The following is a 21,547-nucleotide window of genomic DNA, read 5'->3' on the forward strand; positions in this document are numbered from 1 at the left end:
GCCGCTACGGAATTCCTTCGGCTCCGCCACGGGTTGGCATGGACGTGCTGCGTTTCGAGGTTCTGGGGCCGTTGCGAGTGGTGGCCGGCGACGGCTCGCCGGTGCGCGTGGCCGAGCCCAAGGTGCGCGCGCTGCTGGCCGACCTGCTCGCGCACGGCGGCGGTCCCGTACCCGCGGACCGGCTGATCGACGACCTGTGGGGCGCCCGGCCCACTCGCAACCCGGCCGGCACCCTTCAGGCGCGCGTCTCCGAGCTGCGCCGCGCGCTCGGCGGCGCCGGCACGGTCGTGCTCGGGCCGGCCGGCTACCGGCTGGCCGCCTGCGACTCCGACGCCGGCCGCTTCGCCGCGCTCGTCGCCCGCCGCTCGGGCGATCCCGCCGCCCGGGCCGCCGAGCTGGAGGAGGCGCTGGGGCTGTGGCGCGGGTCGGCCTACGCCGAGTTCGCCGACGACGGCTTCGCCCGCGCGGAGGCGGCCCGGCTGGAGGAGTTGCGCCTGGGGGCGCTGGAGGAGCAGGCCGAGCTGCGCCTCACGCTGGGCGAGCTGGTGGACCTGGGCGATCTGGTGGCGCGCCATCCGCTGCGTGAACGGCTGGTGGCCGCCCATATGACGGCGCTCTACCGGGGCGGGCGGCAGAGCGAGGCGCTTTCTGCGTACGGGGAGTTGCGGGGGCGGCTGTCGGAGGAGCTGGGGGTGGATCCTTCGCCCCGGCTGGCCGCGCTGCACCAGGCGATCCTGCGGCAGGAGCCGGGGCTTGGGGGCGCGCCGCGTACCAACCTGCCCGCGCCGCTCACGGAGCTGATCGGGCGGGAGGGGGATCTGGCCGAGGTGGGTGCGCTGCTGGCGGCGTCCCGGCTGGTGACGCTCACGGGTCCTGGCGGCGTCGGCAAGACCCGGCTCGCCATCGCCGCCGCCGCGAACGTCCCGGCGCCGGCCGACGGGGTGTGGCTGGTCGAACTGGCCGGAGCGGCCGACCCGGCCGAAGCTCTCGCGGCCGTGCTGGGGGTGCGTGACGACGCCGTTGCTCCGCGCGGCGGCCGTGACTCCACGACCGCCGCGCGCGCGGACGTGGCCGGTGGGTCTGGTGATGGCGCGGCCCCGTTCCGGGTGCGTGGTGAGGTGTCCGGTTCGATGGTGGAGCGGCTGGGCGGGGTGCTGGCGGGTAAGCGGGTGCTGATCGTGCTGGACAACTGTGAGCACCTGGTGGAGGCGGTGGCGGGGCTGGTGTCGCGGCTGCTGCGGGTCGCGCCGGGGCTGCGGGTGCTGGCCACGGGGCAGGAGCCGCTGGGAGTGACGGGCGAGCGCGTACGAGTGGTCGAGCCGCTGCCCGAGGCCGAGGCCGTGCGGTTGTTCACCGCCCGAGCGGACGTCCCGGCCGACGAGACCGTGGCGGCCGTCTGCCGGCGGCTCGACGGCATCCCGCTGGCCCTGGAACTGGCCGCCACCCGCGTGCGGGCGCTCGGCGTACGGGAGCTGGCCGCGCGGCTGGACGACCGGTTCCGGCTGCTCAACGCCGGGATGCGGGACGCGCCCGCCCGGCAGCGCACGCTCAGGGCGATGATCGACTGGAGCTGGGAGCTGCTGGGCGACGCCGAGCGGGTGGTGCTGCGGCGGCTGGCCGTGCACGCCGACGGGTGCACGCTGGAGGCGGCCGAGGAGGTGTGCGCAGAACCCGGCGTGGACGTGCTCGACACGCTGGCCAGGCTGGTGGACCGCTCGCTCGTGGTCCGGGTCGAAGGGCCCCGGTACCGGCTGCTGGAGTCCGTGGCGGCGTACTGCGTGGAGCGGCTGCGGGAGGCGGGGGAGCACGACCGGATCAGAGACCGGCACGCCCGCTACTACACGGCGCTCGCGGCGCGGGCCGACCTGCGGGGGCCGGGCCAGCGGGAGTGGCTGGCCCGGCTCGACGCCGAGAGCGCCAACCTGCGCCTCGCGTTGTCGGGGGCGGAGGCGGTGCGGCTGGTCAACGCGCTGGCCTGGTACTGGATCCTGCGCGGGCGACTCAACGAGGGCCGCCGCTCCCTGACCGCCGCATTGCGCGCTGCCGCGTCCGGTGCCGGGGACGCGGACGGAGCCGCGGACCTGGATGGCGGTGCGGTTCGGGCTCGTGCGCGGGAGGTGGCGCGGGCGTCGGTGTGGCTGGCCGGGATCGAGTTGCTGATCGGGGAGAGTGCGTCGCCCGTACGGCGGGACGGGCTCGATGCGGCGGGGGCGGCGCTGGCCGACTGGCTGCTGAGTCACGTTCGGTGGGCGTACGGCGATCATCGGGCGCATGAGGAGGCGGCGGATCGGGCGCTGGTGGCGTTCGAGGCGCTGGGGGATCGGTGGGGGGTCGCGGCGGCGCTGTGCCTGCGGGCCAAGCTGGCCGTCGGGCGGGCCGACCTGGCCGCCATGGAACGCGACGGGCGGCGGGGGCTGGCGTTGTTCGAGGAGCTGGGTGACGCCTGGGGCCGGATCGAGGCCATGGACGTCCTCGACCGGGCGGCCGAGATCAGGGGCGACTACGCCGAGGTCGTCCGCCTCAGGGAGGAGGGGCTGCGGCTGGCGGAGGAGCTGGGGATCGAGGTGTCGTTCAAACTGGCGGGGCTGGGCCGGATCGCGCTGCTGGCGGGTGACTACGCGCGGGCCGACGACTACCACGAGCGGGCCAGGGTGCTGGCGGTGGCGCAGTCGTACAAGTCGGCCGAGGAGAACGCCGTGCTCGGGCTGGGTATGAGCGCGCGGCGTCAGAGCCGGCACGAGGAGGCGGAGGCGCACCTGCTGTCCCTGCTGGACTGGCTGCGGGAGGTGGAGGGGACGCCCGGGGTGGCGTTCATCATGGCCGAGCTGGGTTTCACGGCCGAGCAGCGCGGCGCCGGCGCGGCGGCGCTGAGCCGGCATCGCGAGGGGTACGCCGCCGCCCGGGCCACCGGCGACCCCCGCGCGGTCGCGCTCGCCCTGGAAGGGCTGGCCGGGGCCCTGTCGCTGGCCCCTGAGCGCCGTACGGCCGGGGAGCAGGAGCTGGAGGCGGCCGGGCTGCTCGGGGCGGCCACGGCCATCAGGAGGGCCGCGGGGACGCCACTGCCCTCCGGCGAACGACTGGACGTGGACCGGATCCTGCGCCGCCTGCGCGCCGCCCTCGGCGAGCACACACTCGCCGACGCGCTGGCCTCAGGGGAGCGGGAACTCGGCGATCACTTCCCAGGCGCCCTCAGGGGACGGGCCTGCGTAGAGCCTGCCGCCCAGCGCCTCCACCCGTTCGCCCATCCCGACCAGGCCGAAGCCGCCGCCGAGCCGGCTCACCCGGGAGTCTGAGCCGGAGCCGAAGTTGCGGACGCGTAGCACCGTCATCCGCTCGAAGCGCCGCAGATCCGCCTCCACCCAGGCGGTGCGGGACGCGTGCTTGCGGATGTTGGTCAGGGCCTCCTGGAGCACCCGGTGCAGGGTCGTCATGACCTCGGGCGGCAACGTACGGTCGTCCAGCCCCTGGCCGATCTCGAACGCCACCTGCGGCCCCTCCGAGGAGAACCGCTCGGTCAGCATCCGCAGGTCCGCCAGCGTGACGCCCGGCTTCCTGGCCGCCTCGTCCTCCGCGCGCAGCACCGTGACCATGCGCCGCATCGAGGTCAGCGCCTCCGAGCCGGCAGACGCGATGGCGTCCAGCGCGGGAGCCACCGCGTCCGGCCGGGTCTCCGCGACCGTACGGGCGGCCTGGGCCTGCACCACGATGCCGGTGATGTGGTGGGCGACCAGGTCGTGCAGCTCCCTGGCCAGCTCCAGGCGTTCGGCCCGGCGTACCGAGTGCACCGCCTCCATCCGGCGTTCCTGCTGGAAGCGCAGGTAGCCGCCCGCGCCGGCGGCCATCGACCAGCCCGCGAACAGGATGAACGAGAAGGCCAGCCCCGCCCCGCCGTAGTCGCGCCCGCTCCCCTCGATCATCAGCACGACCAGTGCCGCGATGGTCAGCATCGCCGCCCGGTGCACCGGCTGCACGTGCCGCAGCACCCCGATGAGCAGGACGAGCAGCGCGCCCGTCTCCGTCATGCCCGGCGCGCCGGCCGTCCCGGTCAGGCCGATCACCATCGACGAGACGAACGACAGGGCCAGCAGGACGCAGAAGCCCTCCAGCCGGTACCTGCGCCGCAGGATCACCGCCGCGATGCCGGCCGCGCCGCAGATGGGGACCAGCCACTGGAACGTCCCGACGGAGGTCGCGAGCACGAGGTCGATCGGCAGCATGAGGGCGAGCCAGCCGAGCATCGCCAGCTCGCTGAGCCGGCGGAGCCAGTACACGACCCGTTTCGAATCCCCCACGGCCCCGAGCCTAAGCCGGAAGTCGGACAAGTCGTATCAACCGTTCGGCCGAGGCGGCTCGCCGGAGACCAGCCCTTGAGTGGAGGCGCGCCGCCGGGTGCCTGGCCGATGCTGGATATGTCGGAAGGGGACAGAGAAATGGTTGCCATCGGGTTCGCTCTGCTGAGTCTCGGGCTGGTCGTCGCGGTACTGCTCGCGCTGGCCGACCCGGTGCTGCTCTCGCGCATCAACGGGGAAGAGGCGCAGGGCGGCAGCGGCCGGTTCGTCAAGGCGGACGTCGTACGGCTCCCGCCCCGGTCAGGCGGGGACCGGCGGGAGCCGAAGGCGGCCTGACCGACCCGGCTCGCGCGGGCATGGTGCGCGAGCCCCACGGGGGCCGTTGGGGACGGAACCCTCGTGAGCGGCCCGCGGTCCGATGGGGATCGGATCGCGGGCCGCACCCATCTTCGGCGAGCGGCCGGGGCTGCGGCGAGCGGGTGGGTCGAGGTGCGCCGGGCGCGGGGGTCAGGGGCCGCGGTGCGCGGCGTGCCAGACGGACGTTCACCTGGGGCGGGGCCTGTAACGTTGCCTGTATGAGCAACGGTTTTGAGACGCTGGCCATCCACGCAGGTCAGGAGCCCGACCCCCTGACCGGCGCGGTGGTGCCGCCGATCTACGCCACGTCCACGTACAAGCAGGACGGCGTGGGCGGGCTGCGTTCCGGATATGAGTACAGCCGCTCGGCCAACCCCACCAGGACCGCGCTCGAATCCGCGCTGGCCGCCGTGGAGGGCGGGGCGCGCGGGCTGGCGTTCGCGTCGGGGCTGGCCGCCGAGGACACCCTGCTGCGTACGGTGTGCAAGCCGCAGGACCACGTGATCATCCCCAACGACGCCTACGGCGGCACCTATCGGCTGTTCGCCAAGGTGCACGAGCGCTGGGGGCTCCACTACGACCCGGTCCCGCTGCACGACCTCGACGCCGTCGCGGCCGCGATGACGCAGAAGACCAAGGTGGTCTGGGTCGAGACGCCCACCAACCCGCTGCTCGGCATCGCCGACATCGCCGCCCTGGCCCAGCTCGCCCACGACAACGGGGCGCTGCTGGTCGTCGACAACACCTTCGCCTCGCCCTACCTGCAGCAGCCCCTCGCGCTCGGCGCCGACGTGGTCGTCCACTCGACCACCAAATACGTGGGCGGGCACTCCGACGTGGTGGGTGGTGCGCTGATCGCCGCCGACGCCGGGATCGGCGAGGAGCTGACCTACCACCAGAACGCGATGGGAGCGGTCGCGGGGCCGTTCGACGCGTGGCTGACGCTGCGCGGCCTGAAGACGCTCGGCGTCCGCATGGACCGCCACTGCGACAACGCCGAACGCGTCGTCGACCTGCTGCTCGCCCACCCGCGCGTGACCGACGTGCTCTACCCGGGGCTGCCTGAGCACCCCGGCCACGAGATCGCGGCCAAGCAGATGCGCCGCTTCGGGGGCATGGTGTCGTTCCGCGTGGCCGGGGGAGAGGCCGAGGCCGTCGCGGTGTGCGACCGGGCGAAGCTGTTCACCCTGGGCGAGTCGCTCGGCGGCGTGGAGTCGCTCGTCGAGCACCCGGGCCGGATGACCCACGCCTCCGTGGCCGGTTCGGCGCTGGAGGTGCCGTCCGACCTGGTCCGGCTGTCGGTGGGCATCGAGACCGTCGACGACCTGCTCGCCGACCTCACCCAGGCACTGCGCTGACGCGCCGGGTCAGGAGGGGACGACCATCAAGAAGAGGATCACCAGCCAGATCACGGACAGCAGCCCGCTGATCGCGGCGATCCTCCCGTTCTGCACCTTCGCGTCGTCGTCCGCGCTCTCGCTGGTGAGAGCCTGGACGGCGGTGCGCAGGTCGCGGTCGATGATGACGAGCAGCACGGCGGCCACGATGAACAGCGTCATCGACGCCGTCATGTACCACTTGCCGAGCACCCCGCCGCCCATGACCACGCCGAGCACCAGCCCGAACACGAAGACCCCCAGGCTGCCGAAGGCGTAGATCCTGGTGGTCCGCTGGATGAACTGCAGCGAGGGCACGTTCTTGGTGCGGATGGCGCGCGGCGCGGACATGGTCGCGGCGGTCACCGGCCCGATGGTGAAGACCGCGAAGACGATGTGCAGCCAGAGAAGCAGGGACGACATGCGGGAGAGACTAGTCCCCGACGATCTCGGCGGGGGACTCGACACTCTCTTTGCCTTCTCCGCCACAACGCAGGCACAGCTCCGTGGCCGCCACCGCGACGACCATGAGCACGATGAGGAGAACCGTGGCTATCATGGCTGCCCCTCCTTCCCCGTCTCGGACGTAAATATCGTCCGTAATGACTAGACGGCTGTGCAACGGAATAAGTTCGGCGCGGGTATGGTTGGGGACCGCCGCAATTTCCTTACCGTCTGGGCACAAGGGGGTGCCGTCCGTGGCCATCAGGCACGTCGAGCCTTACACCGACGAATGGCTGCAGCAGCCGTACGGCTACGTGCTGCAGGTTCGTGACCTGCTCGGATCCGAGGTCGTGGACTGGTGGAAGGGCCCGTGCGATCCGCGTGACGCCACGCTCAAGCTCGCCGACGGCACGGCGCTGGTGTGGGACGAGGAGAGCGGCTGGCGCCTCGGCGTCTTCGCCTCGGGCGGCCGTGGCCGGCACACCGAGCTGTCGGGCGTCGTCCGCTACCTGGGTCACGGTCTGCTGCCGAAACCGGAGCGCGTGGTGGCGGCGCTGCACGACGCGCGGGCGGGGGTGGGCGCGAGCTCGGCCTGGCGCCCCTGCTACCGCTCCCACCGCAACTGCCGCGACGGCTTCGACGTCGCCCTCGACTTCTACACCCGACTCGTGGACGCCTGAGCTCCTTCCCCCGGAGAGCTCTCCCGCCAGAGCCTCGTCCCGCCCCCGGAACCTCCTCCCGGCAGAGCCCCCTCCCGGCAGAGCCTTGTCCCATCACCGGCTCCCCGCCGGAGGCTGCTCAGTCCAGGCAGAACTCGTTGCCCTCCGGGTCGGCCATCACGATGAAGCCGCCGCTCATCGGGGGCTCGGGCTCGAAGCGGCGGGTTCTCGTCGCACCCAGCTTGACCAGCCGCTCGCACTCCGCCTCCAGCGCCGCCATGCGTTCGTCCCCCTCAAGCCCGGGAGCCGCGCGTACGTCGAGGTGGACGCGGTTCTTGGCCACCTTGTCCTCCGGCACCTGCTGGAAGAACAGCCGCGGCCCGGCCCCGTCCGGATCTTCTAGCGCCGACCTGGTGTTGCGCTGCTCCTCCGGTATGCCGGCTCGCTCCAGGAAGTCGTCCCACGCGGCCAGCGGATCGGCGCCCTCGGGCAGGTCGACGCCGGGAGGCCCTGGATGCACGTAGCCCAGCACGTCGCGCCAGAAGATCGACAGCCCTCGCGGGTCGTGTGCGTCGAAGGTGACCTGGATGGTGCGGCTCATCGATTCGTGCCTTCCGTGTTGTTCGAGTCGTTCGCGGTTTCCGTGGTTTCTGCGGTTTTCGTGGTGGGGTGGGTGTGCAGGTAGAGGTCGCGCAGCAGGCAGACCTCGGACAGGTGGTGGATCAGCTCGCGGTGGATGTGCAGCACCAGGTCGGCCATGGGGGCCTCGGGGTAGGGCTCCTTCTCGCCGACCGGGGCGCGCAGCTGCTCCTCACTCAGGCCGCGTACCCCGGCCAGCCACGCCTCCACCTCCGTCTCCAGTTGGCCGAGCGCACCGGCCGCGGTGCCGGCGTACTCCCAGCTCTCGTACGACGCCGGCGGCCCGCCGAAGTGGGAGGCGGTGCGGGCGGCGAGCACGCCGACGATGACGTGGCCGAGCCGCCAGGCGATCGTGGTGAAGGGCGCGGGAACCGGCTCGGGGAAGCCGTAGTCGATCGTGAAGTTCCCGGTGCCGGCCTGCACGGGCGCCGTCGAGTGCCCCCGTGGCCGCACGCTCCAGGCGTCCGGGACCGGTGACCAGAAGTACTCGTCGTCGGTGAGACCGTCGAACCGGCGGAGAAGATGGTGGTTCCAGTGCCACTCCAACTGCTCGCGCAGCGACCGGTTCCAGTCGAAGTCTGTTGCGTCCATGGCCCCACTCTGACACCACAGGCGGACAGGATCGGTCCGCTATCTCTGGCAGGCTATGGGCGTGGCGAACGGTGACGAGCGGGGCACGACGGAGCGGGTGCTCACCCTGCTCGGGCTGCTGCAGCAGCGCCAGGTCTGGACCGGCCCCGAACTCGCCGCCCGGCTCGGGGTGACCCCGCGCACGGTGCGGCGCGACGTCGAACGGCTGCGCACGCTCGGCTATCCCGTGCACGCCAGCCAGGGCGTCGGCGGCGGCTACCAGCTCGGCCGGGGCCAGGACCTGCCGCCGCTGCTGCTCGACGACGAGGAGGCCATCGCCACGGCGGTCTCGCTGCTGGCCGGCGCCGGTGGCGCGGTCGGCGGCGCGGGCGAGGCGGCGCTGCGGGCGCTGACCAAGCTCGACCAGGTGCTGCCCACCCGGCTGCGGCACGAGGTGCGGGCGCTGGCGGGCTCGGTGGAGTCGTTCGGCGGGGGCGGCCGTACGCTCATCGACCCCAAGACCCTGATGACCCTGGCCAGGGCCTGCCGGGACGAGGTCGAGGCCGCTTTCGACTATCCCTCGAGGGACGAGGTGCGGGCGCGGCGGGTCGAGCCGTACCGGCTGGTCGCCTCCGACCGGCGCTGGTATCTCCTCGCCTACGACCTCGACCGCGACGGCTGGCGCAACTTCCGCGTCGACCGGATGAGCGAGGTGTCCGCCAGGACCCGGCGCTTCCGCCCTCGGCCGGCTCCCGACGCGGCGTCGTACGTGCAGGAGAGCGTCGCCAGCCGGGTCTACCCGCACCAGGCCCGCTTCCTCGTGCACGCCCCGGCCGACACGGTACGGGCGCAGATCCCGGCGGCGGCGGCCGTGGTCAGGGCGCGAGGGAGCGAGCGCTGCGAGGTGACCAGCGGCGCCGCCAACCTCGACTTCGTGCTCATGCACGTGGTGCTGCTGGGTCACGACTTCACCGTGCTCGACCCGCCTGAGCTGGTGGAACGCAGCCGCGAGCTGGCCGCCAAACTGCTGTCGGCCGCAGGACCCCACGACGGTTGACCATGCGTGGCGCGTGAGCCGATCGCGGCGGCAGGTCGTGGAGCCCGCGGCAGGTGGTCGCCGGCGGCTGCTCGTGGAGCCTGCGGCGGGTATGGAGCGCCGGGATGCGCCGGGGTATGCCGTGGGCTTACTCGTGCAGGGTCAGCAGGATGTGCTCGTCGTCGCCGTGCCGCACCGTGCCGGTGCGCTCGAAGCCGAGGCGCTCCAGCAGCCGCACAGACGCCGTGTTGTCGTGGAAGGGGTCGGCGTAGAGCGGTCTGGTCTTCTCCGCCTGGAGGAAGAGGCCGAGCGCCCGCGTGCCGACGCCCCGCCCCCAGAACGCCCGCCCCATCCAGTAGCCGATGAAGCGCCGATCACCCTCCCACCACGCCACCAGGTTGCCCGCCAGCTCGTCGCCCACCATGATCGCCTGCACGTGGACGTCCGGATCGCCGAGGACCGAGGTGCGCCAATGTCGCAGGAACGCCTCGCGCTCCCGTGGCGCGAACCTCGACCGCCGCACCGCCTCCGGATCGTGCTCCTGCGCCAGGAACACCTCCAGGTCGGCCTCCACGACATCACGCAACCGCACGTCCTCGCTCATGGCGAGCAGTCTCGCAGGCGGCACCGACAAGAACGGCCGGTGATCAGCGAGAACGGCGCAGGCGCAGGAAGTCGCTGACGACGTACTCGCCCAGCCGCTCGGCGTCGGGCGAGAAGACGCGCCCGCCGTTCCTGCGGGCCACCTCGTCCACGAACTCCTTCAGCCGGTCGTCGGCCGCCAGCATGAAGATGTTGATCGTGGCCCGCCGCCGGGTCATCTTGTCCACCTCGGCCAGTGTGAGCTCCAGCGTCTCGTGCGACGGCGGCCACTCGAACGCCGAGCGCCCGTCGCGCATGAGGTGGGCGGTCGGCTCGCCGTCCGTGACCACCAGCACCACCGGCTCGAAGTCGGGGTGGCGGTCGAGGTGGCGGCCGGCGATGAGCAGGGCGTGGTGCAGGTTGGTGCCCTGGACCATGTCCCAGTCGAGCCCGGCCAGCTCGTCGGGCTGCAGCACCCTGGCGTAGTTGGAGAAGCCGACGATCTGCACGGCGTCCTGCGGGAACTTGGAGGCCACCAGCGCCTGCAGGGCCAGCGCCGTCTGCTTCGCCGCGGCCCAGGTGCCGCGCAGGGCCATCGAGTACGACAGGTCCACCAGCAGGCAGACGGCGGCGGCGCTGCGGCGCTCGGTCTCGGCCACCTCGAAGTCGTCGACCGTCAGCCGCACCTTGGGCCGCTCGCCGAGGCTGACGCCGCCGCCACGCACGCCGTTGACCAGCGTGCGGACGACGTCGATCGGCTGCTCGTCGCCGAAGCGCCAGGGCCGCGAGGAGCCGGTGAGCTCGCCGGCCGAGCCCGCGTCGTGCTGGTCGTGGTCGCCGCGGCGGCCTCCGTCGAGTGAGGCGAAGACCCGGCGCAGCGCGGTCTCGCCCAGCCGGCGCACCGCCTTGGGGGTGAGCTCCAGCTTGCCGCGGCGGCGCAGCAGGTAGCCCTGCTCCTCCAGCTCGCGTTCGATGCGCTTGAGCGCCTCCAGGTCGTCGACCGCCGAGCGGCCGAGCGCACGGCGTACGGCGGCCTCGTCGATGTCGTCGAGCCGCGCGCCCGGGTAGTCCTGGCGCAGGGCGGTTTCGAGCTGCGTGAGGTCGGCCAGCTCCTCAAGCGCTGTCACGGCGTCGCCCATGGCCAGGGGCTCCTCGCCGGTGAGGCGCTCGGGGGCGTTCCAGGCCAGGTCGGGGCGGCGGGCGTAGAGCGCCTCGCCGAGGCGGCGCATCTGGTCGGCCAGGCCCGCCTGGTCGAGGGTCTGGTTGATGAGGTTGCCCAGCTCCTCGCGCTGGCGCGGGGTCATCGAGGCCAGCATGCGCTGCGTGGCGGCGGCGCGGCGGGCGAGGATGTCGACGAGCTCGTCGAGGGTGCGGGGCTTCTCCGGGAAGAGATCCCCATATTTCGACATGAAGTCATCGAAGTCGTCCTGCGTGTGCTCGCCTCTGGAGTCGCGGTCGAGCATGTCGTTCAGGTCCGACATCATCTGGCGGACACGTTCCATGGCCGCCGGGTCGGGGTTGGCCAGCGCGTCGCGCAGGCCCCTGAACTGGCTGTCCAGCACCTCCCTGCGCAGCAGGTCGCGCAGCTCCTCGAAGGTCTGCCTGGCTGCCGCGGAGCGCCACTCGTACGAGCTCAGCTCCTGGATGGCGCTGGCCGTGTCCTCGGGCAGCGCGTCGAGCTCGGACTCCCGCAGCCGCGCCTCGTCGGACGGGTCGGGGAACAGCTCGGCCCGCTCCTGCCCGATCGCCTTGTCCAGCAGCGCCCTGGCCCGCTCCAGCGTGCCGTCGAGGCGCCCGCGCTCGCGCAGGTCACGGCGGCGCCGGCGGACCTCCTTGAGCATGTCGTCGAGCCCGCGGCGGTCCTGGCCACCGGGCAGGCCGCGCTTGAGCAGATCACGCAGGGCGTGGACCGGCGTCGAGCCCGACAGGATCGCATCGCCCATCTCGTCGAGCGCCGCGCGCACGTCGTAGGGAGGAGCGAGGGGGTCGGGGCCGTCGTGGTATTCGCCATAGCGGAAGGCCATCACGAAACCACGCTAACCCGGAAAACGCCCCCATGTGTGTGCGTGGAAGATCAGGCGTCGCCGAAGATCTCCCACACCTGGTCCAGTGAGTCGGCGCCCGGGGTGTACTCGATCTTGACCAGGACGGGGTGCCTGACCGTCTTGAGGGCCTTCGTGAGGTCCGTCCACGTGCACTGCTTCTTGCCCAGGCCGTTCCTGTCGGCGTTGACCGGCCTGCCGGACAGCCAGCCGTCGCCGCAGCCGGCCGTGGTGCGGGAGAAGCCCGTGACGTACGAGTAGCCGAGCTTGATGGTCTTTCCGCCCGTCGCGAACAGGAGGGTCGTGTCGTCCACCCGCTTGATCGTCCCCCTGGCCGAGCGCTGCTCGGGCCACTCGGCGAGCAGGATCTCGTTCACCTTGACCGCCTTGCCGCCCCGATGCTCGACCCGCACCGGTACGGGACCGCGCCCCAGCGAGGTGGCCAGCTGCCCGGAGGCGCACCGGGTGCGCCCGAGCCCCTTGGAGTCGAGGGCCACGTGCCCCTCGGTCTCCTTCAGGTCGCACTTGACCGTGACCCGACCGTAGGCCGCCCCGGTGTAGTCGAGCCGCAGCTCCTTGGCCCCGGAGACGGCCTTCAGCCGGTGCAGCACGTTGCCCTGGCGGGTCACGCGGGTGGCCGACTTCGGCAAGATCCGCAGGTGACCCTTGCCGTTGGACCAGGCCCATCCGTACGCGGAAGTGGCGGCCTGGGCGGGCACGGCGAGCGTGCTCAGCGTGAGAGCGGCGATGGTGGCACAGGTGAACAGGCGCATGGACGGTCTCCCCCGACGGCGTAGTTCTGTACCACTATGACGCGGGAGAGCGCCCACTTGTTCACGTGCGGTAAACGGTCACCCCGTCAATGTCTTCCTTGGACAACCGCCGCATCAGGTAAAGCCCTTCGAGGGCGAACTCCAGCGCCGCCGCCGCGTGCCCGGGAGACTCCTCGCCCGCGCCCATGCCCAGCCGCGACATGACCTTGGCCAGGCCCGTGACGGGACCGATCCGGTGCAGCAGCTCGCCGGCCGGCACCAGCTCGCCCGACTCCACCTGGTTGCCCTCGGCGAACTTGTCGGTCACCGGCGACAGGTCCATGCCGCCCAGCCGGTTCCTGAACGTCTCGGCCGTCGCCCGCCGCAGCAGGTGGGCCAGGATCTCGGTCTCCCTGCCCTCCTCGCTGACCTCGAACTCCACCTTGCCGCGCAGGCTGTGCACCACGCAGGCCAGGTCGACCACGCGGGCGACCGGCTTGTCCTCGCCGGCGAGCGCCGCCCTGCGGGTCGCGGAGGCGGCGGCGGTCTCGGCCGCGGCGATCGAGAAGCGCGCGGACACGCCGGAACGGGCGTCCACCGCGGTCGACTCGCGGACCAGCCGGGTGAAGCGGGCGATCACCTCGATGAGATGCTCGGGGACGTCGGCCCCGATGTCCGGCACGGACTCCTGGCGGATGAGCGTGAGCTCGTCCTCGACCGTGAGCGGGTAGTGGGTGCGGATCTCGGCGCCGAACCGGTCTTTCAGCGGCGTGATGATCCGGCCCCTGTTGGTGTAGTCCTCGGGGTTGGCGCTGGCGATGAGCAGGATGTCGAGCGGCAGCCGCAGGTTGTAGCCGCGCACCTGGATGTCGCGCTCCTCCAGCACGTTGAGCAGCGACACCTGGATGCGCTCTGCCAGGTCGGGCAGCTCGTTGACGGAGAAGACGCCGCGGTTGGTGCGCGGGACCAGGCCGTAGTGGACCGTCTCGGGGTCGCCGAGCGTGCGTCCCTCGGCGATCTTGATCGGGTCGACGTCGCCGATCAGGTCGCCCACGGACGTGTCGGGGGTGGCGAGCTTCTCGCCGTAGCGTTCGTCGCGGTGCTTCCACGCCACCGGCAGCTCGTCGCCCAGCTCGCGCGCCATGGCCTGGCAGCGGGTGCAGACCGGGGCATAGGGGTGGTCGTTGATCTCGCACCCCTCGACCACCGGCGTCCACTCGTCGAGCAGGCTGGTCACGGTGCGGATGAGCCGGGTCTTGCCCTGGCCGCGCTCGCCCAGGAGGACCAGGTCGTGCCCGGCGAGCAGGGCCCGCTCCAGGTGCGGCAGGACGGAGTCGTCGAAGCCGACGATGCCGGGGAAGCGCGGCTCGCCCGCCCGCAGCTTGGCGAGCAGGTTTTCCCGGACCTCGGCCTTGACGGTGCGATGAACGTGGCCGCTCTCTCGCAACTCGCGGAGAATACGTGGCTGATGCACGGGATCGAGACTACGTCCCCCGTGCGGAATGTGTCAGAGAGTTTCGCAGCTGGCGGAGATTTCGGATCTTGACTATTGCGTGACGGTTCGTGCGCGTGCTTGTCCTTTTAGTGGGGAGAATCGGGCCTAGGGAACTTGGACATGTCGAGGGAGGCGAGATCCGTGGCCTTGATGACAAGCCGCTTCGCCGACGGCCTCGCCGTGGGTTCCGACCTGGTGGAGGCCGCGGAGAACGCCGTCGGTCAGGCACTGTCGAGGCTCAACGGCCCAGCCGACCTGGTCTGCTTCTTCATCTGCGGCGACGATCCCGAGGACGTCGCGCGGGCCGGCCAGGCCGCGATGAAACTCGCGCCCGAGGCGCACGTGATCGGATGCAGCGCCACCGGAGTGATCGGAGACGGCCAGGGCATTGAGCTGACGCCGGCCGTGAGCGCGTGGGCGGCCACCCTGGAAGGGGCGCGGCTGACCACGTTCGCCTTGGAGACGCTGACGGCCGAGGACAGGTTCGTCGTCGTCGGGCTGCCGGAACGCGGCGGCGACGACCACGTGGCGATCCTGCTGGCCGATCCGTACACCTTTCCGACCGACGCCTTCGTCGAGCGCTCTGTCGACGTCCTGGGCGACCTGCCGCTGATCGGCGGGCTGGCCAACGGGCTGCAGGGCAGGGGCTCCGTACGGCTCTTCGCCGACGGCGAGATCTACACCGAGGGCGCGATCGGCGTGCTCCTCAGCGGCCCCGTCAAGATCAGCACGGTGGTCAGCCAGGGCTGCCGCCCGATCGGCCCGAGCATGGTGGTCACCGCGTCGGAGGACAACCTGCTGCTCGAACTGGCCGGCCAGCCGGCGCTGGCTCGGCTGGAGGACATCGTCAGCGACCTGGACGAGGACGACCGCGAGCTCGTCGCGTCCGGGCTGCAGATCGGCCTGGCCATGGACGAGTACGCCGAGCGGCACGAACGCGGCGACTTCCTGATCAGGGGGGTCATCGGCATCGACCCCGACCGCGAGGCCGTGGCCATCGGCGACATCGTCGAGGTCGGCAGGACCGTGCGTTTCCAGGTCCGCGACGCGGCCACGGCCGACGAGGACCTCTACGACCTGCTCGACGCGCACCGCGAAGAGCTGGGCAAGGTGGACGGGGCGCTGCTGTTCTCCTGCAACGGGCGCGGCTCGGCCATGTTCGGCACCGCCGACCACGACCCGGTCGCCCTGCGCGACACGCTGGGGCCCATCGGCGTGGCCGGCTTCTTCGCGGCCGGGGAGGTCGGGCCGGTCGCCGGGCACAACCACGTGCACGGCTTCACGGCCTCGGTCCTGGTCTTCTCCAGCGCCGCCGGCAGCCCCTGACGACGCCTGTGGCGCCCTGACGGCCCGGAGACACTTGCGGGAGCCGTACGGACCTCTGAGGCCCCGCACAGCGGGTCAGGCTGGGCGGCGGGGCTGGTAAAGCCAGGCGTCGAACAGGGCGGTGAGGTCTTTCCCGGACAGCCGTTCGGCGAGGTCGATGAACTGGTCGGTGGTGATGTGGCCGTAGCGGTGGTCGGCGGCCCACGTCTTGAGCAGGGTGAAGAACGTGGCGTCGCCGACGGCCTTGCGCAGCGCGTGCAGGGTCATGCCGCCGCGCGTGTAGACCGACTGGTTGAACAGGTCGTCGGGCTTGGCGCGCCCCGGCGGGTAGGACCACATCGGGTCGGTGGCGGGGCGTTTGAGCAGCTCGGCGAAGGTGGCCTCGGCGGTCTTACGGCCCTTGTGCTCCGACCACAGCCACTCGGCGTAGGTGGCGAAGCCCTCGTTGAGCCAGAGGTCCTTCCAGCGCCTGATGGTCAGGCTGTTGCCGAACCACTGGTGGGCCAGCTCGTGCGCGATGATCGTCTCGTCGGGGTCGAAGCCGCCGTAGAGCGGTTTGGTCTGGTTTTCCAGCGCGTAGCCGGCGGAGTAGTCGTCGACGACGCCGCCCGTCGAGGAGAACGGGTAGGGGCCGAAGACCGTGGACCAGTAGTCGGTGACCTCGGCGGAGACGGTGTAGAGCTTGTCGAGCGTGGACTTGAACCGGGGATCGGTGGCGGCCAGGTTGGGGATGCCGCTCGCCGTGGTGCCCTGGCGCAGGTCGAACTTGCCGAGCGTGGCCGTGGCCAGATAGCTGGCCATGGGGTGGCGCTCGCGCCAGCGGAAGGTGGTCGTGCCGCCCTTGGTGGCGGGCGCGCCGACCATCTCGCCGTTGGCCAGGGCCGTCACCCCGGCGGGCACGGTGATCGTGAAGTCGTAGGTGGCCTTGTCGGAGGGATGGTCGTTGTTGGGGAACCAGGTCTTGGAGCCGTTGGGCTCGGAGGCCACGAAGGCGCCGTCGGAGGTCGGGACGAAGCCGTAGGTGCCCAGGTTGGCGCTGTCCTTGCGCGGCTTCGGGGTGCCCGAGTAGGAGACCTTGACGGTGAACTTGGCCCGGTCGGCGATCGTCTTCGCGGGCCGCACGGTCAGCTCGTCGCCCTGCCTGCCGAACCTGGCGGGGGAGCCGTCGACCGCCACCTCGCGCACGTCGAGCCCGGCCAGGTCGAGGTTGAAGCGGGACAGCTGCTGGGTGGCGCTGGCCTTGATGGTGGTGACGCCGGTGAGCCGCTTGGTGGCGGGCACGTAGTCGACGACCAGGTCGTAGTGGGCGACGTCGTAGCCGCCGTTGCCGTCCTTGGGGAAGTCGGGGTCGCCGATGCCGGGCGCGCCCGCTCGCTGGTCGGCGGCGGCCGGCGCCTCGTCTCCCGGCAGCGGCCCGTCGGCCGGTGAGCAGGCGAGCACGCTGACCAGCGCCGCGACCATGGCCATCCTGCGTCTGTTGACCCGCATAGGCGACCGGCCCCCTTCGGTTCGTGACCAGAATCTTACGCTGAGTCAGGCATTGACGACGACCGTCCTGGCGGCCTTGTCGTGCAGTGCCTGTTTTCGGGGGTCGAAGAGGATCCAGCCGAGATCGAGCAGGCTGCCCACGCAGCAGAGCCAGGCGAGCACGCTCATCACGGCCTGCCTGACCGCCGCCTGGCCCACGCCGATCCTGCGGTCGTACTCGCTGACGACGCGGATGCCGAACAGCTTCTTGCCCGGCGTCTGGCCGTTCCAGAAGGCGTGCAGCAGCCAGAAGTACAGGAAGGCCAGCAGCCCGGTCAGGAAGGCGTGCTCCACCGGGTAGCGCTCCCAGGCGCCTCTGCCGCCGTCCCAGGCGTACTCCCAGCTCGTCCAGCTGAACGGCGCGGCGGCGACGCTGACGATGAGCCAGTCGAGGACGCCGGCGAACAGCCGCCGCCAGCGTCCCGCCAGCCCCGGTGGTGGCAATCCCATGATGTCTGGATGACCACCACTAAGTCGGGACAAACTAAAGGTTGCCTCTGCGTTCCTGCTCGCGCTCGATCGCCTCGAACAGCGCCTTGAAGTTGCCCTTGCCGAATCCGAGCGAGCCGTGCCGCTCGATGAGCTCGAAGAACACGGTGGGCCTGTCCTGCACGGGCTGGGTGAAGATCTGCAGCAGGTAGCCGTCCTCGTCGCGGTCCACCAGGATCCCGCGCTTCTTCAGCTCCTCGATCGGGGCGCGCACCCGGCCGATGCGCCGGCGCAGCTCGGGATCGTCATAGTACGAGTCCGGCGTGTCGAGGAAGCGGACCCCGGCCGCCCGCATGTGGTCGACCGTGGCCAGGATGTCGTTGGTGGCCAGCGCGATGTGCTGCACGCCGGGCCCTCCGTAGAACTCCAGGTATTCGTCGATCTGCGACTTCCTGCGGCTGACGGCCGGCTCGTTGAGCGGGAACTTGACCTTGCGGCTGCCGTCGGCCACGACCTTGGACATCAGCGCCGAGTATTCGGTGGCGATGTCGTCGCCGATGAACTCGGCCATGTTCGTGAAGCCCATCACCTTGCGGTAGAACTCCACCCACTCGTCCATCTTGCCCAGCTCGACGTTGCCGACGCAGTGGTCCACCGCCTGGAACAGCCGCCCGTTCCTGGTGTCCGGCGGCGCGACCAGCGGCTCGGCGGCGGCGTAGCCCGGCAGGTAGGGGCCGCCGTAGTTGGACCTGTCGACCAGCGTGTGCCGGGTCTGCCCGTACGTGGCGATGGCCGCGAGCACGACCTTGCCGTGCTCGTCCTCCGCCGTGTACGGCTCCACCAGCCCCTTGGCGCCCTGCGCGACCGCGTGGGCGTACTCCGCCTCGACGTCGGGCACGTCGATGGCCAGGTCGATCACCCCGTCGCCGTGCTCGGCCACATGCCGCGCGAGTTCCGTGCCGGGGCGGATCGACGCCCTGAACTCGAAGGTGGCGCTGCCCGACCTCAGCACGTACGCGACCTCGTCCCTGCTGCCGTTCTCAGGCCCGCGATAGGCGACCAGGCGCATGCCGAAAGCGGTCGAATAGTAGTGGGCCGCCTGCCTGGCGTTGCCCACGGCGAACACCACGGCGTCCATGCCGTTGACCGGAAAGACATCACTCATACCACAAACACTGGATTTACCTGGACGACTTGCGCAACAGTTACTTTGATGAGTGTGCAATCTGCCTAGTCGTATCGCCGATCCTCGGGTACATCTGTACAGCATGACGATCGACGAACTCGACGCCCGATTGATCGCCCTGCTCACCGCCGAGCCCCGCCTGGGGGTGCTGGAGTGCTCACGCCGGCTCGGCGTGGCCCGTGGCACGGTCCAGGCCAGGCTCGACCGGCTCACCGAGCGAGGGGTGATCACCGGTTTCGGCCCCGACGTGTCGCCCGCCGCCCTCGGCTACGACGTCACCGCGTTCGTCACCATGGAGATCAGGCAGGTGGCCGGGCACGATCCGGTGGCCGACCGGCTGGCCCGCATCCCCGAGGTGCTGGAGGTGCACACGATCACCGGTGACAGTGATCTGCTCTGCCGGGTGGTGGCGCGCACGAATGCCGATTTGCAAAGGGTTATCGATCGCATCGTCGACGTTCAGGGCGTACTCAGGACTAATTCGATCATCGCCCTTGACACTCCGGTTCCCTACCGAGTGTTGCCTTTGGTCGCCGATGTTCCGCGTCGTGGAGGCCGCTAGTCGTACTATCGCTAAGGGACGAGGCACCATTATCGATCGTTTACCCTTGGCATTCGCCCAGCTTGCGGGGGTTGGGCGACGCTTGACGACGAGGGGAGTCGAGGGGTGCGGATCGGCGGTGGGAAAGGGATGCGGAAACGACGGATACTCCGGGTGCTCCTGATATCTATCGGTACCGGAATCCTGGTACTGGCCGGGCTTTTCGCCATTGCGTGGGCCCTGACTCCCATTCCGGATACGACCCAGAAACAGGCCACCGCGCAGGGCTCGGTGATCTATTACCGCGACGGCAAGACGGTGCTGGCGCGCCAGGGGATCGACCGCAGGAAGGTCGAGCTGGCCAAGGTGCCCAAGCACGTGCGCGACGCGGTCATCGCCGCCGAGAACCGCTCCTTCTACGAGGACGCCGGCGTCTCGCTCAAGGGCACCGGGCGGGCCGTGTGGTCCACCCTCACCGGGCAGCAGCTCCAGGGCGGCTCCACCATCACCCAGCAGCTCGTGCGCAACTACTACAGCGGCCTGAGCCAGGAACGTTCCGTCACCCGCAAGTTCAAAGAGATCCTCATCGCGATGAAGGTCGACCAGTCCAGGTCGAAGGACTGGGTGCTGGAGCAGTACCTGAACACGATCTACTTCGGCCGGGGCGCCAACGGCATCCAGTCGGCGGCGCGCGCCTACTTCGGCAAGGACGTCGAGGAGCTGAGCGTGTCGGAGGGCGCCTACCTCGCCTCGGTGATCCAGCAGCCCAGCCGCTTCGCCGCGCCCAAGGGCTCCGACCTGGCCGCCGCCCAGGAACGCTGGCGCTCGGTGATCGCCGCGATGGGCCAGACCGGCGCGCTGCGCGCCGACGAGGTGGCCTCCCAGGTCTTCCCCAAGCTCAAGGCGCCGAAGAAGCCGTTCGAGCTCAAGGGTCAGGCCCAATACATGCTGGAGCAGGTCACCGCCGAGCTCAACCGGCGTGGCTACTCCGACGAGGACGTCAACAGCGGCGGGCTCAAGATCGTCACGACGTTCGACAAGAAGCTCATGCAGGCGGCCGAGCGGGCGGTCTCCGACATGCTGCCCGACGACACGCCCAAGAAGGTACGCACCGGCCTGGCGGCCGTCGATCCCGCCACGGGCGAGGTCGTCGCCTTCTACGGGGGCAAGCCCTCCCAGTCGAAGTACTACGACAGCGCGTTCTCGGCCAAGGTCATGGCCGGGTCGACGTTCAAGCCGTACACGCTGGCCGCCGCGCTCGACAACGGCTTCGACCTGTCCACCAGGGTCAACGGCAACTCGCCCATGCGCGTCGCCTCCGCCTCCCAGTCGATCCCCAACGACGGCGACCGCTCGTACGGGCAGATCAACCTCGTCAGCGCCACCCAGAACTCCGTCAACACCGCCTTCGTGGACCTCGGCCAGAAGGTCGGCCTGGACAAGGTCGCCAAGACCGCCGAGGCGGCCGGGATCCCGGCCGCCCAGCTCGACCAGCACGCGAACGCCGCCGCCTTCCCGCTCGGCGTGGCCTCCGTCAGCGCCGTCCAGAACGCCTCCGGCTTCTCCACCTTCGCCAACAAGGGCGTGCACATGGAGGCCCACGTGGTGAAGTCGGTCACCGACGCCGACGGGCGCGAGGCGGTCGTCAAGCCGCTGGCCACCAAGGCGGTCGGCGAGCAGGCCGCCGCCGACACCACGTACGCGATGGAACAGGTCGTCAAGTACGGCACCGGTACCGCCGCCCGCCTCTACGACCGCCCGGTGGCCGGCAAGACCGGCACCACGGACGAGTCCAAGGCGGTCTGGTTCAACGGCTTCACGCCGCAGCTCGCGGTGGCGGTGAACATGTTCCGCGACGACAACGCCACGGTGACGATCCCCGGGTACGGCACCCAGTTCGGCGGTCAGTTGCCGGCGCAGATCTGGCGGGCGTTCATGACCGAGGCGATGGCGGGCAAGCCGGTCGAGGAGTTCCCCGAGCCGTCGGAGTACGGCTGGTCGCCCGACTACTCGGAGCCCGACCCTGGTCAGGGGGACGTACCCGACCAGGAGTACTCGCCGCCGCCCGACCAGGACGACTGGGACGTTCCCGAGCCCGACGTCACCGACGAGCCGTTCCCCGACGAGCAGCCGACGGAGGAGGCGCCGCAGGACGACGGCCGGCCCGACGAGCAGCCACGCGAGACCGCCCCGCCGGACACGCTGCTGCCCGACCAGCCGTCGATCCAGCAGGACGGGGGTGGTGGCGGCACGGACGACCGCCCCAGCCGCCGCCCGACCGGCTGACCTGCTGGAAC

The 21,547-nt window shown here is 71.1% G+C and carries 19 protein-coding genes and 1 pseudogene; 8 read left to right on the forward strand and 12 right to left on the reverse strand.

Annotated elements, in window-relative coordinates; translation table 11 throughout:
• The first annotated feature begins 38 nt into the window (after nucleotides 1–38).
• Nucleotides 39–3,293 (forward strand): BTAD domain-containing putative transcriptional regulator, encoded by a 3,255-nt coding sequence (locus AB0C28_RS35460; RefSeq protein ID WP_358080093.1) that lies wholly within the window; start codon nucleotides 39–41, stop codon nucleotides 3,291–3,293.
• On the opposite strand, the pseudogene AB0C28_RS35465 reads toward AB0C28_RS35460, so the two are convergent.
• Nucleotides 3,216–4,238, reverse strand: a pseudogene (locus tag AB0C28_RS35465) (histidine kinase); the annotation flags it as partial. The gene AB0C28_RS35460 and the pseudogene AB0C28_RS35465 overlap by 78 nt on opposite strands.
• 192 nt (nucleotides 4,239–4,430) lie before the next feature.
• On the opposite strand from AB0C28_RS35465, the gene AB0C28_RS35470 reads away from it, so the two are divergent.
• Both AB0C28_RS35470 and AB0C28_RS35475 read left to right on the forward strand, forming a co-directional pair.
• The gene (locus tag AB0C28_RS35470) at nucleotides 4,431–4,625 is read left to right on the forward strand and encodes a hypothetical protein (RefSeq protein ID WP_357855098.1); all 195 of its coding nucleotides are present in this window, start codon (nucleotides 4,431–4,433) and stop codon (nucleotides 4,623–4,625) included.
• 239 nt (nucleotides 4,626–4,864) lie between these two features.
• Nucleotides 4,865–6,004 (forward strand): cystathionine gamma-synthase, encoded by a 1,140-nt coding sequence (locus AB0C28_RS35475; protein WP_358080094.1) that lies wholly within the window; start codon nucleotides 4,865–4,867, stop codon nucleotides 6,002–6,004.
• A 9-nt stretch (nucleotides 6,005–6,013) separates the two neighbouring features.
• Here the strand turns inward: AB0C28_RS35475 and AB0C28_RS35480 are convergent, their stop codons facing one another.
• Nucleotides 6,014–6,445, reverse strand: a complete 432-nt coding sequence (locus tag AB0C28_RS35480) for a DUF2269 family protein (protein ID WP_357855092.1) — start codon at nucleotides 6,443–6,445, stop codon at nucleotides 6,014–6,016.
• Between the two features lie 10 nt (nucleotides 6,446–6,455).
• On the reverse strand, nucleotides 6,456–6,581 hold the full coding sequence (locus AB0C28_RS35485; RefSeq protein WP_357855089.1) for a hypothetical protein: 126 nt from the start codon (nucleotides 6,579–6,581) through the stop codon (nucleotides 6,456–6,458).
• 139 nt (nucleotides 6,582–6,720) lie between these two features.
• Here AB0C28_RS35485 and AB0C28_RS35490 point away from each other — a divergent pair, with 139 nt between their 5' ends.
• A complete protein-coding gene (locus AB0C28_RS35490) occupies nucleotides 6,721–7,146 on the forward strand; it encodes a DUF6292 family protein (RefSeq protein ID WP_357855086.1) in 426 nt (141 codons plus the stop codon).
• A 118-nt stretch (nucleotides 7,147–7,264) separates the two neighbouring features.
• Here the strand turns inward: AB0C28_RS35490 and AB0C28_RS35495 are convergent, their stop codons facing one another.
• The gene (locus tag AB0C28_RS35495) at nucleotides 7,265–7,726 is read right to left on the reverse strand and encodes a VOC family protein (RefSeq protein WP_357855083.1); all 462 of its coding nucleotides are present in this window, start codon (nucleotides 7,724–7,726) and stop codon (nucleotides 7,265–7,267) included.
• Nucleotides 7,723–8,355 carry a DinB family protein gene (locus AB0C28_RS35500; protein WP_358080095.1) on the reverse strand — a complete coding sequence of 211 codons (633 nt, stop codon included), beginning with the start codon at nucleotides 8,353–8,355 and terminating at the stop codon, nucleotides 7,723–7,725. The genes AB0C28_RS35495 and AB0C28_RS35500 overlap by 4 nt, the downstream gene beginning before the upstream one ends.
• 55 nt (nucleotides 8,356–8,410) lie before the next feature.
• On the opposite strand from AB0C28_RS35500, the gene AB0C28_RS35505 reads away from it, so the two are divergent.
• Nucleotides 8,411–9,391: a YafY family protein gene (locus AB0C28_RS35505; RefSeq protein ID WP_358080096.1), complete on the forward strand. Its 981-nt coding sequence runs from the start codon at nucleotides 8,411–8,413 to the stop codon at nucleotides 9,389–9,391.
• A gap of 127 nt (nucleotides 9,392–9,518) precedes the next feature.
• Here AB0C28_RS35505 and AB0C28_RS35510 read toward each other — a convergent pair whose 3' ends face one another.
• The 4 genes from AB0C28_RS35510 to AB0C28_RS35525 form a co-directional block, all read right to left on the reverse strand.
• The gene (locus AB0C28_RS35510; RefSeq protein ID WP_357855074.1) at nucleotides 9,519–9,974 is read right to left on the reverse strand and encodes a GNAT family protein; all 456 of its coding nucleotides are present in this window, start codon (nucleotides 9,972–9,974) and stop codon (nucleotides 9,519–9,521) included.
• A 43-nt stretch (nucleotides 9,975–10,017) separates the two neighbouring features.
• Entirely contained in the window at nucleotides 10,018–11,976 is a 1,959-nt protein-coding gene (locus tag AB0C28_RS35515) for a hypothetical protein (protein ID WP_357855071.1), read from the reverse strand.
• A 50-nt stretch (nucleotides 11,977–12,026) separates the two neighbouring features.
• Nucleotides 12,027–12,767, reverse strand: a complete 741-nt coding sequence (locus AB0C28_RS35520) for a hypothetical protein (protein ID WP_357855068.1) — start codon at nucleotides 12,765–12,767, stop codon at nucleotides 12,027–12,029.
• Nucleotides 12,768–12,828: 61 nt separating this feature from the next.
• The gene (locus AB0C28_RS35525; protein ID WP_357855065.1) at nucleotides 12,829–14,220 is read right to left on the reverse strand and encodes a sigma 54-interacting transcriptional regulator; all 1,392 of its coding nucleotides are present in this window, start codon (nucleotides 14,218–14,220) and stop codon (nucleotides 12,829–12,831) included.
• Nucleotides 14,221–14,391: 171 nt separating this feature from the next.
• Between AB0C28_RS35525 and AB0C28_RS35530 the strand changes: the two genes are divergently transcribed.
• Complete coding sequence (locus tag AB0C28_RS35530) at nucleotides 14,392–15,567, forward strand: FIST N-terminal domain-containing protein (RefSeq protein ID WP_357855542.1); 1,176 nt, start codon at nucleotides 14,392–14,394, stop codon at nucleotides 15,565–15,567.
• 75 nt (nucleotides 15,568–15,642) lie between these two features.
• Here the strand turns inward: AB0C28_RS35530 and AB0C28_RS35535 are convergent, their stop codons facing one another.
• Genes AB0C28_RS35535 through hppD form a run of 3 tightly spaced genes read right to left on the reverse strand, consistent with a single transcriptional unit; the run spans nucleotide 15,643 to nucleotide 18,688 of the window.
• Complete coding sequence (locus AB0C28_RS35535) at nucleotides 15,643–17,055, reverse strand: M1 family metallopeptidase (protein WP_358080097.1); 1,413 nt, start codon at nucleotides 17,053–17,055, stop codon at nucleotides 15,643–15,645.
• A gap of 45 nt (nucleotides 17,056–17,100) precedes the next feature.
• Entirely contained in the window at nucleotides 17,101–17,544 is a 444-nt protein-coding gene (locus AB0C28_RS35540) for an RDD family protein (RefSeq protein ID WP_357855059.1), read from the reverse strand.
• Nucleotides 17,545–17,578: 34 nt separating this feature from the next.
• Nucleotides 17,579–18,688: a 4-hydroxyphenylpyruvate dioxygenase gene (gene hppD, locus AB0C28_RS35545; RefSeq protein ID WP_357855056.1), complete on the reverse strand. Its 1,110-nt coding sequence runs from the start codon at nucleotides 18,686–18,688 to the stop codon at nucleotides 17,579–17,581.
• Nucleotides 18,689–18,791: 103 nt separating this feature from the next.
• Here hppD and AB0C28_RS35550 point away from each other — a divergent pair, with 103 nt between their 5' ends.
• Together AB0C28_RS35550 and AB0C28_RS35555 are read left to right on the forward strand one after the other, a co-directional pair.
• Nucleotides 18,792–19,271, forward strand: a complete 480-nt coding sequence (locus tag AB0C28_RS35550) for an Lrp/AsnC family transcriptional regulator (protein WP_357855053.1) — start codon at nucleotides 18,792–18,794, stop codon at nucleotides 19,269–19,271.
• A 270-nt stretch (nucleotides 19,272–19,541) separates the two neighbouring features.
• Nucleotides 19,542–21,536 carry a transglycosylase domain-containing protein gene (locus AB0C28_RS35555; protein ID WP_357855050.1) on the forward strand — a complete coding sequence of 665 codons (1,995 nt, stop codon included), beginning with the start codon at nucleotides 19,542–19,544 and terminating at the stop codon, nucleotides 21,534–21,536.
• Nucleotides 21,537–21,547: the final 11 nt, after the last annotated feature.

Origin of the sequence: Nonomuraea sp. NPDC048892, assembly GCF_040649735.1 — a bacterium.
GTDB lineage: Bacteria > Actinomycetota > Actinomycetes > Streptosporangiales > Streptosporangiaceae > Nonomuraea > Nonomuraea maheshkhaliensis.